Here is a 16,669-nt window from a genome sequence, read left to right on the forward strand (position 1 = left end):
AAGGTAAGGGCGTTGAATTACCTTACCGAACTCCTGGAGATTGCCGACTGCCATGGCTGCAGGCCTTGTACGCTGGCACCTCCATGTCTTGCTACGCTTCATCCCTCTGCCCTGCGAAGGTTGAAACTAGTCGCTTCTGGGCAGAGCGCAAATTTTTTACCGGTATTTATGCTTTTATCGAAATAGTGTGAACCGGTTGGCACTCTGGAGTTCTTAACAACCGCACGCTTAGACGTTAATGGCTTAGTGGCTAAATGAGAGTACGGCTGTAATTGAGGTCAGCCTCTATTAATAAACAGCGTCTTGTTACAACTGCAACACTGTCAGGAAATATTTGGAGACCTATGGGCGAACAAGGACAGAAACTGCGTCTAGGGGCATTGGTGGCGCTGGTCGTGGGTTCGATGATCGGAGGCGGCATTTTCTCCTTGCCCCAGAACATGGCGGCCCGTGCCCAGGCCGGGGCGGTGCTGATTGGCTGGGGGATCACTGCCGTGGGCATGCTGGCCCTGGCCTTCGTCTTCCAGACGCTGGCCAACCGCAAGCCTGAACTGGATTCAGGCGTGTATGCCTATGCCAAGGCTGGGTTCGGCGACTACATGGGCTTTTCCTCGGCGTGGGGCTACTGGATCAGTGCCTGGCTGGGGAATGTCGGTTATTTCGTGCTGTTGTTCAGCACCCTTGGGTTCTATTTCCCGGTGTTCGGTGAAGGCAATACCCCAGTGGCCATCGGGTGTGCCTCGGTGTTGCTGTGGGCGGTGCATTTTCTGGTATTGCGCGGGATTCGCGAGGCGGCGTTCATCAACCTGGTGACCACAGTGGCCAAAGTGGTGCCCCTGGTGCTGTTCGTCGTCATCGCGGCCTGCGCTTTTCGCCTGGATATCTTCACCCAGGACATCTGGGGGCTGGACAATCCGGCGTTCGGCAGCGTGCTCGAGCAAGTGCGCAACATGATGCTGGTAACGGTGTTCGTCTTCATCGGTATCGAAGGCGCCAGTGTGTACTCAGGCAGGGCTCGGCGGCGGGCCGACGTGGGCAGGGCCACGGTCATCGGCTTCGTGGGTGTGCTGGCACTGCTGGTACTGGTCAACGTCCTCTCCCTAGGGGTCATGACGCAACCGGAGCTGGCCGGTTTGCAGAACCCTTCGCTGGCGGCGGTCCTGGCCCACATCGTCGGCCCTTGGGGCGCGTTGCTGATCAGCCTGGGGCTGGCGGTTTCGTTGCTGGGGGCGTTACTGTCGTGGGCGCTGCTGTGTGCCGAGATTCTCTACGCCACGGCGCGCGACCAGACCATGCCCCGTTTCCTTGCCCAGGAGAACGCCAACCAGGTACCTGCCAATGCACTGTGGCTGACCAACGGCATGATCCAGGGTTTTTTACTGATCACGCTGGTGTCCGCCGGTACCTATACCAGCCTGATCTACTTGGCCTCGTCCATGATTCTGGCGCCGTACCTGTGGTCCGCCGCCTACGCCATGTCGCTGGCCGTGCGGGGAGAGACTTACGAAGGCCAACCGGCCCAGCGGCGCAAGGACCTGCTCGTGGCCGCGCTCGCGGTTGGGTACGCCGTCTGGCTGCTGTATGCCGGTGGCCTGAAGTACCTGCTGCTCTCGGCACTGTTGTACGCGCCGGGGGTGATCCTGTTTGCCCGGGCCAAACATGAGCAAGGGCTTAAGCTTTTCACGCTGACAGAGAAGCTGATCTTCGCCGCCGTGCTATCGGGTGCGGCGCTGGCAGGCTATGCCCTCTGGTCAGGGTTGCTGAGCCTGTGAGCCGGCTGTGAACGGCCGTTCCGGTCGCGACCAGATCCACAGGTTGCCCAGGCTCATACCGGCAATGGCCAGGAATACCGGCCAGTGATGCTCAAGAAACACCAGCATCAAAACCGCGCAGAGCAACATGCTGACCGTCGCACTGACCTTGGCCCGCCGCTGGATCACCTTGCCGTTGCGCCAGTTGTACAGGATAGGGCCAAACAACCGGTGGCTTTCGAGCCAGGCGGACAGGCGAGGCGAGCTTCGCGTGGCCGCCCACGCCGACAACAGGATGAATTCGGTGGTCGGCAAGCCCGGAACGACAATGGCGACCAGGCCTACCCCCAGGCTTGCGTAAGCCAGGATCGCATACAGCAGACGGGCAATTTTGGAGCGGGCAGGTTGGGTCATGGGCTCACTGCTAGAACGAACGGCCCCCGGTCAGAGGGCCTTGAAAGTGTTTCAAGCCTGCTCGGCATTCATGGCATAGGCCTGTTTGAGCAAGACGGTGAAGCGCTCGAACGCTGCGACGGCGCCGTGTTCGGCAGCCGCCTCTTCTTCAGCTGACAGTATCAGGCCATCGAGTGTTCGCGTGAACTGCTTCCAGCCTTCGGCGCGCCCACCGGCGGGCTCGCCCAGGTGACGGGCGCCGAAGGTCTCCGACAAGCCCAGCGCCGCGGCCCGCTTGATCAGAAACGCGGCGCCCAGTTTGGAGCCTTCGGACACGAAGATCCAGCCTAGTGCCTCTGCCATGCTTGGACGTTGCACCGCCCCCGGTAGCTCGGCAGGCGCCTGCATGTCCAGGTCCGCCAGGTCCTGACGCGCCTGACGGGCTCGACAGCGCTCGGCAAGGTCGGGTAGGAGGGCGATCAATTGCGGGTCGTTGTAAAGCGGCTGCAGTTCGGCCTGGAACAGGTACTGGGCAACCACGAAGCGGGCAAAACTTTCGCGGCTATCGAATGGCGCATGGGATTTGACCAAGGCGTCGAGTGCGGCATGGGGCGCCTGGGTCACCAGGTTCAGGCGTTGGGTAAGCGAAGAAGCGCGGTTGTTCATGATGCAGTCCTTGGAAAGCAAAGCGTTTCAATACAAGACGAATCAACAGGAGCGGGGGCGTAAAAAGCCTGCAGGAGCAGGCGTGGGTGCTGGGAGCCAAGCCGGGTGCACAGCGGCCCGGCCGGCCCCAGCTGCGCCAGCGCCTCAGATATCCCACACCACGTTGATGGCGAAGTTACGGCCCGGCATGCTCAGGCGGTCGATGTTGGCCGGCTGGGTCACCCCGGCCTCCCCCTGGCCGTCGTAGCTGCGCACCGAGTCCCACTGCCAGTATTTCTTGTCGGTGAGGTTGTACAGGCCAGCGTTCACCGTGATGTCATCGGTGACGTTGTAGAAGCCGGTCAGGTCCAGTACGCCATAGCCGGGCGTGCGGAACTTCGACGCCGAGCCATCGGGCGAATAGAAGGTGCTGTCGTCGACCCGCGTCTTGCGCTTGACCAGCGTCCAGCTCAGCAGCCCACCCATGTCGCCCTGCGTGTAGCCCAGGCCCACGACGCCCTTGAGCGGGTTGACGGTGTTGAGCGGCTGGCCGCTGTCGTCGTTGCGCCCGTAGGTGTACGCCAGGGAGCCTTGTGCATACAGCCCCGCTGGCGCGCCAAACCGGTCGAGTTCCAGCTGGCCTCTTACCTCGGCACCTTTGATGGTCGCGCGCTTGATGTTGTTGGCCTGGAATGTCTGCTCGAGGTTGGCGCCTTGCACGGCGTCTTCGTCAATGAAGTCGCGGTACTTGTTGTAGTAGACCGCCACATCGAAGCTGCCCGCGTCGAAGCGGCCGCGCAGGCCGGTTTCCAGGCCCTTGCTGCGCTCAGGCTGCAGGCCAGGGTTACCCTCCACGCGGTAGCCTTGCTCCAGGTTCACGAACTTGCCGTACATGGACTTGGCCGTGGGCGTGCGGAAGCCCTGGGCGTATTGCGCGTATCCGGTGTAGTGGTCGTTGAAGGCATAGGTCACCCCCAGCTTGGGCGACACGCGGTGCCACTTTTTGTCCGAATCATCCTGGAAAGCCGGGGCCGTACCGCTGGCGTCAAGCCCGCGCAGGAAGGCGTCGGTAAAGTGAGGCGCCATGCGTGTGTAGTCGTAGCGCGCACCTGGCAGGAACGTCCAGTTGCCCCAGCGAACCTCGTCCTGAACGAACAAACTGTAGGTATTGACGGTCGGGTCCGGGAAGTCGCTGACCAGCGCCTGGCCGTCGCGCGGGCTGTCCTGGCCGATACCCCGGCAAGTGCCGCCGATGTTCACGCACGTGCCAGTACCGCTGCGCGCCCCGGTGACGTTCTGGTGCTTGAGGGTGGTGCCATAGGTCAGCGAGTGATCGGTCTGGCCAAGGCTGAAGGCCTTCTCCAGCTGGGCATCGAAGATCCACTGACGATCCTTGTAGGTGGTCTGGCGGTCGCGCAGTACCTGACGCCCCGACGCGACGTACAGCTCGTCGGTGCGCTGATCGGTCTTGGCGATCTGGTAGTTCAGGCTCCACTTGACCTCGTCCGCGAAAAGGCTGTCCAGGCCGAAACGGTGGTTCAGGCCGAAGCGCTCGCGGGTGATGGTGTCGTTGCCCTGGCGCATGCGGTACGAATTCCTGGCACCAAAACCCGGGATGAACGGCCCGCCTACTGCGCTGAGCAGGTTCTGGTCGCGGTCGTCCTTGAAGCGTTCGTAGGTCACGCCCAGCCGGGCGTCGTCGGCGTAGTCCCAGCCCAGCTTGGCCAGCACGTTGGTGGTGCGCGCATCCACCGGGTTGGCGCGGGTGCGTGCAAGGCCCACGCCGCCGTGATCGGCATGGCTCTGGGTTTCGTGACCGTTGCGCTGGCTCAGGTGCAGCAGGCCGTCCAGGCTGCCCTCACGACCAGCTACGGTGGCGGACGTCAGCCAACTGTCATCGGCTGAGCTGTAGCCGGTTTTCAGTCGTGCACCAGCGTCTCGGCCGGGCTTGATGATGTCTTCAGGATCAAGGGTGAAATAGCTCACCGCACCGCCGATGGCATTGCTGCCGTAGAGCACCGAGGCTGGGCCGCGCAGGATTTCCACACGCTTGATGATTTCCGGGTCGACGTAATTGCGCTGGGTCTGGGCGTAGGGCCCGTAGAAGAAGCTGTCCGGGATGGCCACACCGTCGATTTGGGTGAGTATCCGTTCGCCGTCGATGCCGCGAATGTTGTAGCCGTTCAGGCCGCTACGCTGCCCGGTCCCCGCCACCGAGACGCCCGGCTCGTAGCGCACCAGGTCCTGGAGGGTGTTGACGTTCTGCCGGTCGAGTTGTTCTCGGGTCTGCACGCTGACCGTACTGGGGACCTGGCTCACGTCCTGGGCGCTGCGGGTAGCGCTGACGGTCACCTGTTGCAGGGCTATGGCCCCGCGACCTGACTGGCGCTCGAGCACCACGTTGCCGCGGCTGATGGTGCGCGGGACCAGGCCAGTACCCTGTAGCAGGTGTTTGAGTGCCTGCTCCGGGGGCAGTGCACCTTGTATGCCGGGGGAGGCGACCCCTTCGGCCAGGCGGGCGTCGAAGCCCACCTGCCAGCCCGTGACCTGGCTGAACGCATTGATGGCCGATACCAGCGGCTGTTGGGCGATGCCGAAGTGGTAAGCGCCCACGCGCGAGGTGCTCACCGACGCTGGCTCGGCCGCCAGCGTGGGGAGGGAGTAGGCGCCTGTGGTGAGCAAGGCGAGTGATAACAGGGACAGTTGCCCCTTCAGGCGGGGACGTAGGGTCGAACGGATAGGACTGGTGGGCATCGAAAGCGCTCCCTGACGCGCGAACTGTTCATAGGGTGTGCGTTCTTGATTGAACAAGAATCAATTGCATTGGCTATGACGAGACGGACAGGGGGGCGCTATCGCGTAAAAATAAATCGCCTGCGCCCAGCTGGGCGTGTGGCGCGCTGCCGTGCGTGGGCAGGCGCCTTAGTTCAGGATGACCAGCGCCGGATACTCATGCAGTTGTGCCGAGGTGATGTGGGCCAACGCACGTAGCGCCTCAAGCGGCTGGTCGAGGCGGTAGTTGCCGGTGACGGCGATCTTCTCCAGCCGCTCATTGCGATTGATGATCCAGCCGGGGTAATAGCGGCGCAGCTCGGCCAGCACCTGGCTCAAGGGGCAGTTTTCGAAGACCAGGCGCCCATCGACCCAGGCCAGGTCCTTGCGCATGTCCAGTTGCCTGCGTGCACCGAACCCGTCGGGCCCGACGCGAATACTCTCGCCGGCCTGCAAACGGATACGCTGATCGCGACCTCCTTGTACGTCGACGTCGCCGCGCTGCACCTTGACCCAAGCTTGGCCATCGAGCAGGCGGACGGCAAAATCAGTGTCGCGTGCCTGGGCGCGCAGTGGGCCGGCCTGCACCTCAAGCGGGGCCGGCGCGCCCTTGGGGACCTGGAAGTATGCCTCGCCTTGCAGCAGGCGGGCGACCTGTTGCCCGTCGCTGCGCTCGCTGGCAAACGCTGATTGGGTATTGAGCAGCACCCGGGCATCGTCCTGCAGTTCCACCCGGTGACGTTCACCCACGACCGTCAGGTGATCAGCTTGTAGGCGCACTGGCACGTTGCCGAACATGAACAGGCCTACCAGCAGCGCGGCGGCGGTGGCCAGTGGTTTCCAATGGCGACGCAGACGACCGGCGCGAGGGCGCGGTGTATGGCCCTGCAGCTGTGCAGCGGCCTGCTTGAGCGCTGCGCCGTTCCACAAGGCCTCGGCCTGCACGAACGCTTCAGCATTCTCAGGATTGGCGTGCAGCCAGGTTTCGAAGGCAAGGTGGTCGGCAGGCTCGGCGGTTTCAAGACGCACCAGCCATGCCAAGGCCTCGTCCGTGGCGCGACGACGCGCATCGGGCGTGGCAGGTGATGGAGGATGTTCGGGGCTGTCGGTCACGGTGAATCCTTGAGCGGGCGTGCGCAGATGATCAGGGCGCTGGCGTGATGTGGCAAGCAGGCCTCATCGCGGCGGCCCGTCAGTCGTCCAGGCGCTGGGCCACACCCAGGCAGATACCCATGATCAACTTCAGTTCCTTTTGCACCGTGCTCGCAGAAACCCCCAGCTGCTGGGCGATTTCAAGATAGGTGGCGCCGTGCAGCCGGCTTAGCGTGAAGATCCTTTGCTGGCGCTGGGTCAGTTGCTTCAGGCTTTCGCTCAGGTGACGGAGCAGGTGCTCGGCATGCGCAGCCTCTTCGTTGCTGCTGGCGGGCACGGCGACATTGTTTACCACCTCGTCAGAGACGTCTTCGACCAGGGTTCGGGCCTGTACGCGGCGGGCACGCAAATGGTCGAGCGCAAGATTGCGCGCGGTCTGAAAGACGAAAGGTTCGATGTGCTGGACCGAACGCTCGCCCAGTGCGCGTGAGACGCGCAGGTAGGTTTCCTGGAGCAGGTCTTCGGCGGTACAAGGGTTGCCGACCATACGCTGGAGCGTGCGCAGCAAGATGGGCCTCTGGCTGAGGAATACGGAATTGAACCGGGACTGACTCACGGAGCGACCTGACCTGACAAGCGGCCAATGATAATGCTTATCATCCCTGCTTGAGGTCAAGCTGCACTCTGTAGGTAAATCGTAACGGCGCCGCGGGCCTCGCCGAAGCCGCGAAGCGGCTACGACGATACGGGCTATATACCCCAGCATTGAGTGCCAGCCGTGTGGCCCATTTCAGTGGCCAGCGCGTGCTGGCACAGCCGTTACTGAGCGCGACAGAGCGCCAGGCAGTTGTCCAGCATGCGGTTGGAGAAGCCCCACTCGTTGTCGTACCAGGCCAGCACCTTGAGCATGCGCCCATTGGCCCGCGTGTGATTGGCATCGAAGATCGACGACAGCGGGTTGTGGTTGAAGTCGCACGAGACCAGGGGCAGGGCGTTGTAGCCCAGTACCCGCGAATGCTTGCTGGCCTCCAGGAACAGCTGGTTGACCTGTTCGGCCGTGGCTTCGCGCTTGAGGTTGACGGTGAGGTCCACCAGCGACACGTTGATCACCGGTACCCGCACGGCCATGCCAGTGAGCTTGCCAGCCAGTTCCGGCAATACCAGACCCACGGCTTCGGCGGCGCCGGTCTTGCTCGGGATCATCGATTGGGTGGCCGAACGGGCGCGATAAGGGTCGCTGTGGTACACGTCGGTCAGCACCTGATCGTTGGTGTAGGCGTGGATGGTGGTCATCAGGCCTTGCTCGATACCGAACTCGCGGTGCAGCACCTGGGCGATGGGCGCCAGGCAGTTGGTGGTGCAGGAAGCGTTGGAGATGACCTGGTGCGAGGCGCGCAGCACGTCGTGGTTGACGCCATACACCACGGTAGCATCAGCGCCCTTGGCTGGCGCGGAGACGATTACCTTGCCAGCCCCGGCGGCGATGTGCGCAGCAGCCTTGTCGCGCTCGGTGAACAGCCCCGTGCATTCGAAGACCACATCGATCGCCAGGGCTTTCCAGGGCAGTTCGGCCGGGTTGCGAATGGCGCTGACCGCGATGCGGTCGCCGTTGACGGTGAGGCTTTCGTGGTCGGCTTCGACGCTGGCCTCGAAGGTACCGTGCACGCTGTCGTACTTGAGCAGGTGGGCGTTCATGGTGCTGTCGCCCAGGTCGTTGATGGCGACGACCTGCATGTCCTGGCGGTAGCCCTGGGTATAGAGTGCGCGCAGGACATTGCGCCCGATGCGGCCGAATCCGTTGATGGCGATGCGAAGGGTCATGGCGATACCTCTGGCAGTCCGAGTCAAACCTGTGGCACAAAGGTGCTTCACTGAAACGGTTTTGTTGTTGGAATTACAAGATTATTCAGTTGCAGATAGAAAACAAGCCTTTTTAGTGGCAGTATTTTGTTTAAACCTACAACGAGCGGTTCGATCGTGAGCCTTCCGAAGCAGTGCGCGCCTGTCCCTTTGAGCCTAGGCGGCAATCGGCAGGGCGCGGTCACTTGGTAAACCGCCCTTACAATTAGCCTGGAGTCCAGTACATGCACCCGCGCATCCTTGAGGTCACCCAACGGCTGGTCGAGCGTAGTCGCGCCACCCGCGAACGCTACCTGCAGCTGATCCGCGGGGCCGCCAGCGAGGGCCCGATGCGTGCCAGCCTGCAATGCGCCAACTTCGCCCATGGCGTGGCCGGTTGCGGCAGCGAGGACAAACAGACCCTGCGCCTGATGAACGCGGCCAACGTGGCCATCGTCTCGGCCTACAACGACATGCTGTCGGCCCATCAGCCCTACCTGCATTTTCCCGAACAGATCAAGCATGCCCTGCGCGAAGTTGGCTCGGTGGGCCAGTTCGCCGGCGGTGTGCCGGCCATGTGCGATGGCGTCACCCAGGGCGAGCCGGGCATGGAACTGGCAATTGCCAGCCGTGAAGTGATCGCCATGTCCACTGCCGTGGCGTTGTCCCACAACATGTTCGATGCGGCCCTGATGCTGGGCATTTGCGACAAGATCGTGCCAGGCCTGATGATGGGAGCCTTGCGCTTTGGCCACTTGCCCACGGTGTTCGTACCGGGCGGGCCGATGGTCTCGGGTATTTCCAACAAGCAGAAAGCCGATGTGCGCCAGCGTTATGCCGAAGGCAAGGCCAGCCGGGAGGAACTGCTGGAATCGGAAATGCAGTCCTACCACGGCCCTGGCACCTGCACCTTCTACGGCACGGCCAACACCAACCAGCTGGTGATGGAAGTGATGGGGCTGCACCTGCCGGGTGCCTCCTTCGTCAACCCCTACACGCCGCTGCGCGACGCACTGACCGCCGAGGCTGCACAACAGGTCACGCGCATGACGAAGGCCAGCGGCACCTTCATGCCCCTGGGCGAGATCGTCGACGAGAAGGCGCTGGTCAACTCGATCGTGGCCCTGCATGCCACAGGCGGCTCCACCAACCATACCCTGCACATTCCGGCCATCGCCCAGGCCGCCGGTATCCAACTGACCTGGCAGGACATGGCCGATCTGTCCGACGTGGTGCCGACCCTGTCCCACGTCTACCCCAACGGCAAGGCCGACATCAACCACTTCCAGGCCGCCGGCGGCATGGCCTTCCTGATCCGCGAGCTGCTCGATGCCGGCTTGCTGCACGAGGACGTCAACACCGTCGCCGGCCGCGGCCTGCGTCGTTATACCCAGGAGCCGTTCCTGGAGGACGGCAAGCTGGTCTGGCGCGAAGGGCCGCAGCAGAGCCTGGACGAAAGCATCCTGCGGCCCGTGGCGCGGCCATTCTCCGCCGAAGGTGGATTGCGGGTGATGGAAGGCAACCTGGGGCGTGGCGTGATGAAAGTCTCCGCCGTGGCACCGGAGCACCGTGTGGTCGAGGCGCCGGCGCGCATCTTCCACGATCAGCAGTCATTGGCCGATGCCTTTAAGGCAGGCGAGCTGGAGCGGGACTTCGTCGCGGTGGTGCGCTTCCAGGGCCCGCGCTGCAACGGCATGCCTGAACTGCACAAACTCACCCCATTCCTTGGCGTGTTGCAGGATCGCGGTTACAAGGTAGCCCTGGTGACCGATGGGCGCATGTCCGGTGCATCGGGCAAGATACCCGCCGCCATTCATGTGTGCCCCGAAGCCTATGATGGCGGCCCGCTGGCACGGCTGCGCGATGGTGATATCGTGCGGGTCGATGGCGCTGAAGGTACGTTGCGGGTGATGGTACCGGCCGACGAGCTGGCCCAGCGTGACCTGGCGACCGCGCCCCAGGGCAATGACCTGGGTTGCGGGCGCGAGCTGTTCGGTTTCATGCGCATGGCGTTCAGCCCGGCAGAGCAGGGCGCCAGCGCCTTTACCTCTGCCCTGGAGAACCTGAAATGAATGACCTGCTGGTTGGCGACATCGGCGGCACCAATGCCCGTTTTGCGTTATGGCGTGACAACCAGCTGCACGAGGTGAAGGTTTTCGCCACCGAGGACTACACAAGCCCCGAACAGGCCATCGAGGCGTATCTAGAAGCCCTGGCCATCCCCCGTGGTGGTATAGCCGCCGCTTGCCTGGCCGTAGCCGGCCCGGTCGATGGCGATGAGTTTCGCTTCACCAACAACCACTGGCGCCTGAGCCGGACCGCCTTTTGCCAGCGGTTACAGATCGTGCACCTGTTGCTGATCAATGACTTCACCGCAATGGCCCTTGGCATGACCCGCCTGCGCGAAGGTGAGTTTCGGGAAGTATGCCCAGGGCAGGCCGATCCGCTGCGCCCGGCGCTGGTCATCGGCCCGGGTACAGGCCTGGGTGTCGGCTCGCTGTTGCGCCTGGGGGGCAAGCACTGGCATGCCTTGCCAGGCGAGGGCGGGCACGTCGATCTGCCCGTGGGCAATGCCCGGGAGGCGGCGATCCATCAGTACATCCATGGCCAGATCGGCCATGTCAGTGCCGAGACGGTGCTCAGCGGCGGCGGGCTGGTGCGCCTGTATCAGGCCATCTGCGCCCTGGATGGCGAGACCCCGCGGCACACCTCACCGGCGCAGATCACCGATGCAGCCCTGGGCGGCGAGCCGCGGGCGCGAGCGGTTATCGAGCAGTTCTGCCGGTTCCTGGGGCGGGTGGCGGGCAACAACGTGCTTACCCTGGGCGCGCGCGGTGGGGTATATATCGTCGGCGGCGTGATCCCGCGTTTTGCCGAGCTGTTCCTGCGCAGCGGTTTCACCGCCAGCTTCGGCGACAAAGGCTGCATGAGCGGTTACTTCGAAGGCGTGCCCGTGTGGCTGGTGACGGCCGAGTTTTCCGGGCTGCTGGGCGCTGGTGTGGCCTTGCAGCAAGCCCTGGATCAAGGTTAACCGCCTGGGCACCCTGCAAGGCGACACAGGTCAGCGGGCAACAAGACCCGCCAGCACAAAAGGACATACCCTTGAGCACTGCCGGCAAATCCATCCTGATGGTTGACGACGATCAGGAAATTCGCGAATTGTTGCAAACCTACCTCAGCCGTTCGGGCTTTCAGGTCAATGCCCAGGCCGATGGTGCCGGGTTTCGTCATGCCCTTGACACCACAGCGTGTGACCTGGTGATCCTGGACGTCATGCTGCCGGACGAGGACGGTTTCAGCCTGTGCCGCTGGGTACGCCAGCACCCGCGCCAGGCGAGGGTACCCATCATCATGTTGACGGCAAGCTCGGACGAGACCGATCGGGTCATCGGGCTTGAGCTTGGCGCCGATGACTACCTGGGCAAGCCGTTCAGCCCGCGCGAGCTGCAGGCCCGCATCAAAGCCTTGCTACGCCGCGCCGAGTTCGGGCAGGCAGCGCCGGGCGGGGCGGTGCTGGCATTCGACGACTGGCGGCTCGACACGGTCAGCCATCGCCTGTTCCACCGCGATGGAGAGGAGGTGATTCTTTCGGGTGCGGACTTTGCGCTGCTCAAGCTATTCTTGGACCACCCCCAGCAGATTCTCGACCGCGATACCATCGGCAACGCCACCCGAGGGCGAGAGCCGATGCCACTGGACCGCATCGTGGACATGGCCGTCAGCCGTCTGCGCCAGCGCTTGCGCGACACCGAAAAGCCACCCCGGCTGATCCGCACCGTGCGCGGCAGCGGCTACCTGCTGGCGACCCATGTCTGCACTGCACCCTGAGCGGCGCTGGCGCCTGCTGCCACGCTCGCTGCTGGGGCGCATGCTGCTGCTGACCTTGCTGGTGGTTCTGCTGGCGCAAGGATTGTCGAGCATCATCTGGGTGGCCCAGCTGCGCGCCAGCCAGTTGCAAGGGCTGCGTGCCAGTGCCAGCAGCCTGGCCCACTCCATGAGCGCCAGCGTCAGTTACTTTCGTTCACTGCCCGTGGCTTACCGGCCGATGGTGCTCGACCAGTTGCGCAGCATGGGGGGCACGCGGTTTTTTGTTTCGCTGAACGCCAAGCCGTTGGATATGCAGGTACTGCCTGTCACGCCGCGCAAGCAGGCCGTGGTGGAGGTGTTCCAGCAGGTGCTGCATGAGCGTCTCGGGCCGCAGATGGACATCTCCGTCGAATTCGTCGACCCCGATGAACTGCGCATCTTCAACAGTGGGCTCAAGCTCGACGAGTTGCCAAGGTCATGGGCGCATTACTCACTCACCCTCGAACCGCTCAACCCGCCGGTGCTGGTCACCCAGATTCGTCTGGCCGAAGGCGAATGGCTGTACATCGCCTCGTTGTTGCCCGAGCCCTACACCAGCCTGGAAGCCGAGCGTCTGCCGCGTCAGCAGATCGGCTTCATCGTCCTGACCACGGCGTTGTTGTTGCTGTTCATCGGGCTGCTGGTGCATTGGCAAAGCTGGCCGCTCAAGCGCCTGGCCCGTGCAGCGCGCGAGCTGTCACTGGGCGCCGATGTAGCGCCAGTGGCCGAAGGCGGCGGCAGCGAGGTGGTGGAGGTGGGCCGGGCCTTCAACAGCATGCGCGAACGCATCAGCCGTTACCTCACCGAGCGTAGCCAACTGTTCAGCGCCATCTCCCATGATCTGCGCACGCCCATCACCCGGCTTCGCCTGCGTGTCGAGCTGCTTGAAGACGAACACCTGCAAGCCAAGTTCAGCCAGGACCTGGACGAACTGGAGCTGCTGGTAAAGGGCGCGCTGCAATGCGTGAAGGACACCGACATTCACGAGAACATCGAGCCGGTGGACCTCAATCAGGTCCTCGAACTGCTGGCTGAGCCGTACCTGCGAGACGGTCGAATCACCCTCGAAGGGCATGCCCTGGCGCCGTATCCCGGCAAGCCGCTGGCATTGCGGCGCTGCATCGGCAACCTGATCGACAACGCCATCAAGTACGGCGAGCGGGCGCGGCTGCGCATCATCGACGGTGCGGCAGGCTTCGTGCTGCAGGTCGATGATCAAGGGCCGGGGGTGCCGCAACAGCAGATGGAGCAGGTGTTCGAGCCCCATGTGCGGCTGGCTGGTCATCAGCAAGGCTACGGGCTGGGGTTGGGCATTGCCCGCAATATCGCCCACAGCCACGGCGGCGAGGTCAGCCTGCTCAACCTGCGCGAAGGCGGCTTGCGGGTGACCTTGTACCTGCCACGGGGCGTGGATTGACGCACCTGCACGCGTTGAACGTGCAACTGCGCGCAGATGGTCGAACGTCACAGGCACGTGACAATCATACCCGCGTTCGTGACATCCCCCGTGGCCTGGCTGGCTAGAATCGCCACACGACTGGCAAGGACCTCGCTGGCGATGAACAATGATCTTTCTTCACAGGTGTCCTGGCTCCAAGCGCCTGGGCACACTGCATGGCGCCTGGCCGAGGGGCAGCGGTTACTGGCCTTCGCCAGGGCTGCAAAGCTGGCAGAAGGGTTTGGTGACCTGGATGCGGCAGGCAGGCTTGCCGATGATGCAAGCGCCCAGACCCTGACCACTGCCCGGATGACCCACTGTTTCGCCCTGGCTCACCTTCAGGGCATACCGGGCTGTCTGGGGCTGGCTGCCCACGGTGTGACTGCCCTGCGCGGCCCCTTGAGGGATGCGCGCTACGGCGGCTGGTTTGCCCAGGCGGGCGGCTGCGAGGGAAGCGGCAAGGCAGCGTATCTGCATGCTTTCGTCGCCTTGGCGGCCAGCTCCGCCGTCGTGGCGGACGTCGAGGGCGCCGAGGCATTGCTGACCGACGCCATCGACGTCATCGAGCGGCATTTCTGGAGCGAAGGGGAAAGTGCGCTTCGTGAAGCCTATGATCGCGCCTGGCAAACGCCTGAGCCCTACCGCGGCGCCAACAGCAACATGCACGCGACCGAGGCGTTCCTGGCCCTGGCCGATGTAACCGGCAACCCTGTGTGGCTGCAACGCGCCCTGCGCATTGCCGAGCGCATCATCCATACCCACGCCGCTGCCAACGGCTATCGAGTGGTGGAACACTTCGACGTCGCCTGGCAGCCGCTCAAGGATTACAACCAAGCACACCCGGCCGACCACTTTCGCCCCTATGGCACGACGCCAGGGCATGCCTTCGAGTGGGCGAGGCTTTTGCTTCACCTGGAGGCCAGCCTGGCCCGCTGCGGGCACGCGCCCCCGCCCTGGCTGGTCGACAGTGCCCGCACCCTGTTCGACACCGCCTGCGAACAGGCGTGGGGCGTTGATGGCCAGCCTGGCCTCGTCTACACCCTTGGCTGGGATGACCGGCCGCGGGTTCGCGCGCGGCTGCACTGGGTTCACGCTGAAGCCTGCGCATGCGCAGCGGCCCTGTTGCAGCGCACGGGGCAGGCGCGCTTCGAGCAGTGGTACCGGCGCTGCTGGGACTTCATATCCGAGCATTTCATCGACCTTGCAGGCGGCAGCTGGCACCACGAACTCGATGTCGACAACCGTCCAGCCGGCACGATCTGGCCCGGCAAGCCCGACCTGTACCATGCCTACCAGGCCCTGGTGCTACCCGGCCTGCCCTTGGCACGCAGCCTGGCGACCGGTGTGGCCTTGAATGTAACCAAACGATGACATTCGCGCATCGCTTCGTTACCTGGCGGTGCGCGCACGCTGTTTAGACTCCATGCAACGCAAGCGCACGACTTGCACGGCATAACAACAATAAGGTGTAGAAATGACTTCCTACCTTCGTCTCGCTGCCGCGATCTCCCTGGCTTCCCTGTTCCCCCTGACTGCGCACGCTGCCGATGCCAAGGGCACCGTCGAAGTGGTGCACTGGTGGACGTCCGGTGGTGAAAAAGCGGCCGTCGATGTGCTCAAGGCCCAGGTCGAGAAAGACGGTTTCACCTGGAAGGACGGGGCCGTGGCCGGCGGTGGCGGCGCTACCGCCATGACCGTGCTCAAAAGCCGAGCGGTGGCTGGCAATCCGCCAGGCGTCGCACAGATCAAAGGCCCCGATATCCAGGACTGGGCCGCGACCGGCCTGCTCGACAGCGACGTGCTCAAGGAGGTGGCCAAGCAGGAAAAGTGGGACGCACTGCTGGATAAGAAAGTCGCCGACACCGTGAAGTACGACGGCGACTATGTAGCCGTTCCCGTCAACATCCACCGTACCAACTGGCTGTGGATCAACCCGGAAGCCTTCAAGAAGGCCGGGATCGACAAGGCGCCCGCCACCCTCGATGAGTTCTATGCCGCTGCCGACAAGCTCAAGGCCGCAGGCATCATCCCGCTCGCCCACGGTGGCCAGCCGTGGCAGGACAGCACGGTCTTTGAAAGCGTCGTGCTGTCGGTGATGGGTGTCGACGGTTACAAGAAAGCCCTGGTCGACCTGGACAACGACGCCCTGACCGGCCCCGACATGATCAGGGCCCTGACCGAACTCAAGCGGGTCGCCACGTACATGGACCCTGATGGCAAAGGCCAGGACTGGAACCTGGAAGCTGCCAAGGTCATCAACGGCAAGGCCGGCATGCAGATCATGGGCGACTGGGCCAAGAGCGAATGGACTTTGGCCAAGAAAACCGCCGGCAAGGACTACCAGTGCGTGCCGTTCCCCGGCACCGAGAAGGCCTTCCTGTACAACATCGATTCGCTGGTGGTGTTCAAGCAGAGCAATGAGGGCACTGCTGCCGGCCAGCAGGACATCGCCCGCAAGGTGCTGGGTGAGGAGTTCCAGAAGGTGTTCAGCACCAACAAGGGCTCGATCCCGGTGCGCAACGACATGCTCGCCGACATGGGCAAGTATGGGTTCGATGCGTGTGCCCAGACCTCGGCCAAGGACTTCCTCGCCGACGCCAAGACCGGCGGGCTGCAACCGAGCATGGCGCACAACATGGCCACGACGCTGGCCGTGCAGGGCGCATTCTTTGATGTGGTGACCAACTACATCAATGACCCCAAGGCCGATCCGGCTGACGCTGCGAAGAAGCTGGCAGCCGCCATCCGAGCAGCCAAATAGCCCACGGGCGGGCTAATGCGGCCCGGTGCCGGGCGTGCCTGACAGGGCGCTGCGCCATCGGGCCCGACGTGAAAAGCAGGCTGCGGGGCCCTCCAAACGGCGGCTGCGTCACTCTCCCGCTGCCACCGACAC

13 protein-coding genes are annotated in these 16,669 nt (G+C 63.7%); 7 read left to right on the forward strand and 6 right to left on the reverse strand.

Annotation, left to right across the window (positions count from 1 at the left end; all coding sequences use genetic code 11):
* Nucleotides 1-344: 344 nt before the first annotated feature.
* A complete protein-coding gene (gene arcD, locus ACF8GB_RS19925; protein WP_058637530.1) occupies nt 345-1,772 on the forward strand; it encodes an arginine-ornithine antiporter in 1,428 nt (475 codons plus the stop codon).
* Here the strand turns inward: arcD and ACF8GB_RS19930 are convergent.
* The 6 genes from ACF8GB_RS19930 to gap all read right to left on the reverse strand — a co-directional run bounded on the left by ACF8GB_RS19930 (nt 1,752) and on the right by gap (nt 8,474).
* Complete coding sequence (locus ACF8GB_RS19930; protein ID WP_058637531.1) at nt 1,752-2,165, reverse strand: YbaN family protein; 414 nt, start codon at nt 2,163-2,165, stop codon at nt 1,752-1,754. The genes arcD and ACF8GB_RS19930 overlap by 21 nt on opposite strands.
* A 51-nt stretch (nt 2,166-2,216) precedes the next feature.
* A complete protein-coding gene (locus ACF8GB_RS19935; RefSeq protein WP_058604442.1) occupies nt 2,217-2,810 on the reverse strand; it encodes a biliverdin-producing heme oxygenase in 594 nt (197 codons plus the stop codon).
* Nucleotides 2,811-2,954: 144 nt separating this feature from the next.
* Nucleotides 2,955-5,543, reverse strand: a complete 2,589-nt coding sequence (locus ACF8GB_RS19940; protein WP_392527508.1) for a TonB-dependent receptor — start codon at nt 5,541-5,543, stop codon at nt 2,955-2,957.
* A 168-nt stretch (nt 5,544-5,711) separates the two neighbouring features.
* Nucleotides 5,712-6,674 carry a FecR domain-containing protein gene (locus tag ACF8GB_RS19945; RefSeq protein WP_326384301.1) on the reverse strand — a complete coding sequence of 321 codons (963 nt, stop codon included), beginning with the start codon at nt 6,672-6,674 and terminating at the stop codon, nt 5,712-5,714.
* 79 nt (nt 6,675-6,753) lie between these two features.
* Nucleotides 6,754-7,269 carry an RNA polymerase sigma factor gene (locus tag ACF8GB_RS19950; protein ID WP_058604445.1) on the reverse strand — a complete coding sequence of 172 codons (516 nt, stop codon included), beginning with the start codon at nt 7,267-7,269 and terminating at the stop codon, nt 6,754-6,756.
* A gap of 203 nt (nt 7,270-7,472) precedes the next feature.
* Entirely contained in the window at nt 7,473-8,474 is a 1,002-nt protein-coding gene (gene gap / locus ACF8GB_RS19955; RefSeq protein ID WP_027913781.1) for a type I glyceraldehyde-3-phosphate dehydrogenase, read from the reverse strand.
* A gap of 263 nt (nt 8,475-8,737) precedes the next feature.
* Here gap and edd point away from each other — a divergent pair, with 263 nt between their 5' ends.
* The 6 genes from edd to ACF8GB_RS19985 all read left to right on the forward strand — a co-directional run bounded on the left by edd (nt 8,738) and on the right by ACF8GB_RS19985 (nt 16,537).
* Entirely contained in the window at nt 8,738-10,564 is a 1,827-nt protein-coding gene (gene edd / locus ACF8GB_RS19960; RefSeq protein WP_196124856.1) for a phosphogluconate dehydratase, read from the forward strand.
* A complete protein-coding gene (locus ACF8GB_RS19965; RefSeq protein WP_392527509.1) occupies nt 10,561-11,523 on the forward strand; it encodes a glucokinase in 963 nt (320 codons plus the stop codon). Before edd ends, ACF8GB_RS19965 begins: the two co-directional genes overlap by 4 nt.
* A 71-nt stretch (nt 11,524-11,594) precedes the next feature.
* Complete coding sequence (gene gltR / locus ACF8GB_RS19970) at nt 11,595-12,320, forward strand: two-component system response regulator GltR (RefSeq protein ID WP_058604449.1); 726 nt, start codon at nt 11,595-11,597, stop codon at nt 12,318-12,320.
* A complete protein-coding gene (locus tag ACF8GB_RS19975; protein ID WP_058637539.1) occupies nt 12,301-13,755 on the forward strand; it encodes an ATP-binding protein in 1,455 nt (484 codons plus the stop codon). The genes gltR and ACF8GB_RS19975 overlap by 20 nt, the downstream gene beginning before the upstream one ends.
* Before the next feature lie 141 nt (nt 13,756-13,896).
* Complete coding sequence (locus ACF8GB_RS19980) at nt 13,897-15,147, forward strand: AGE family epimerase/isomerase (RefSeq protein WP_392527510.1); 1,251 nt, start codon at nt 13,897-13,899, stop codon at nt 15,145-15,147.
* Nucleotides 15,148-15,250: 103 nt separating this feature from the next.
* A complete protein-coding gene (locus ACF8GB_RS19985) occupies nt 15,251-16,537 on the forward strand; it encodes an ABC transporter substrate-binding protein (protein WP_058637541.1) in 1,287 nt (428 codons plus the stop codon).
* The last annotated feature ends 132 nt before the right edge of the window (nt 16,538-16,669 follow it).

The sequence above is a fragment of the Pseudomonas sp. xss_4 genome (assembly GCF_043104125.1).
In the GTDB taxonomy this organism is placed as follows: Bacteria; Pseudomonadota; Gammaproteobacteria; order Pseudomonadales; family Pseudomonadaceae; genus Aquipseudomonas; species Aquipseudomonas parafulva_B.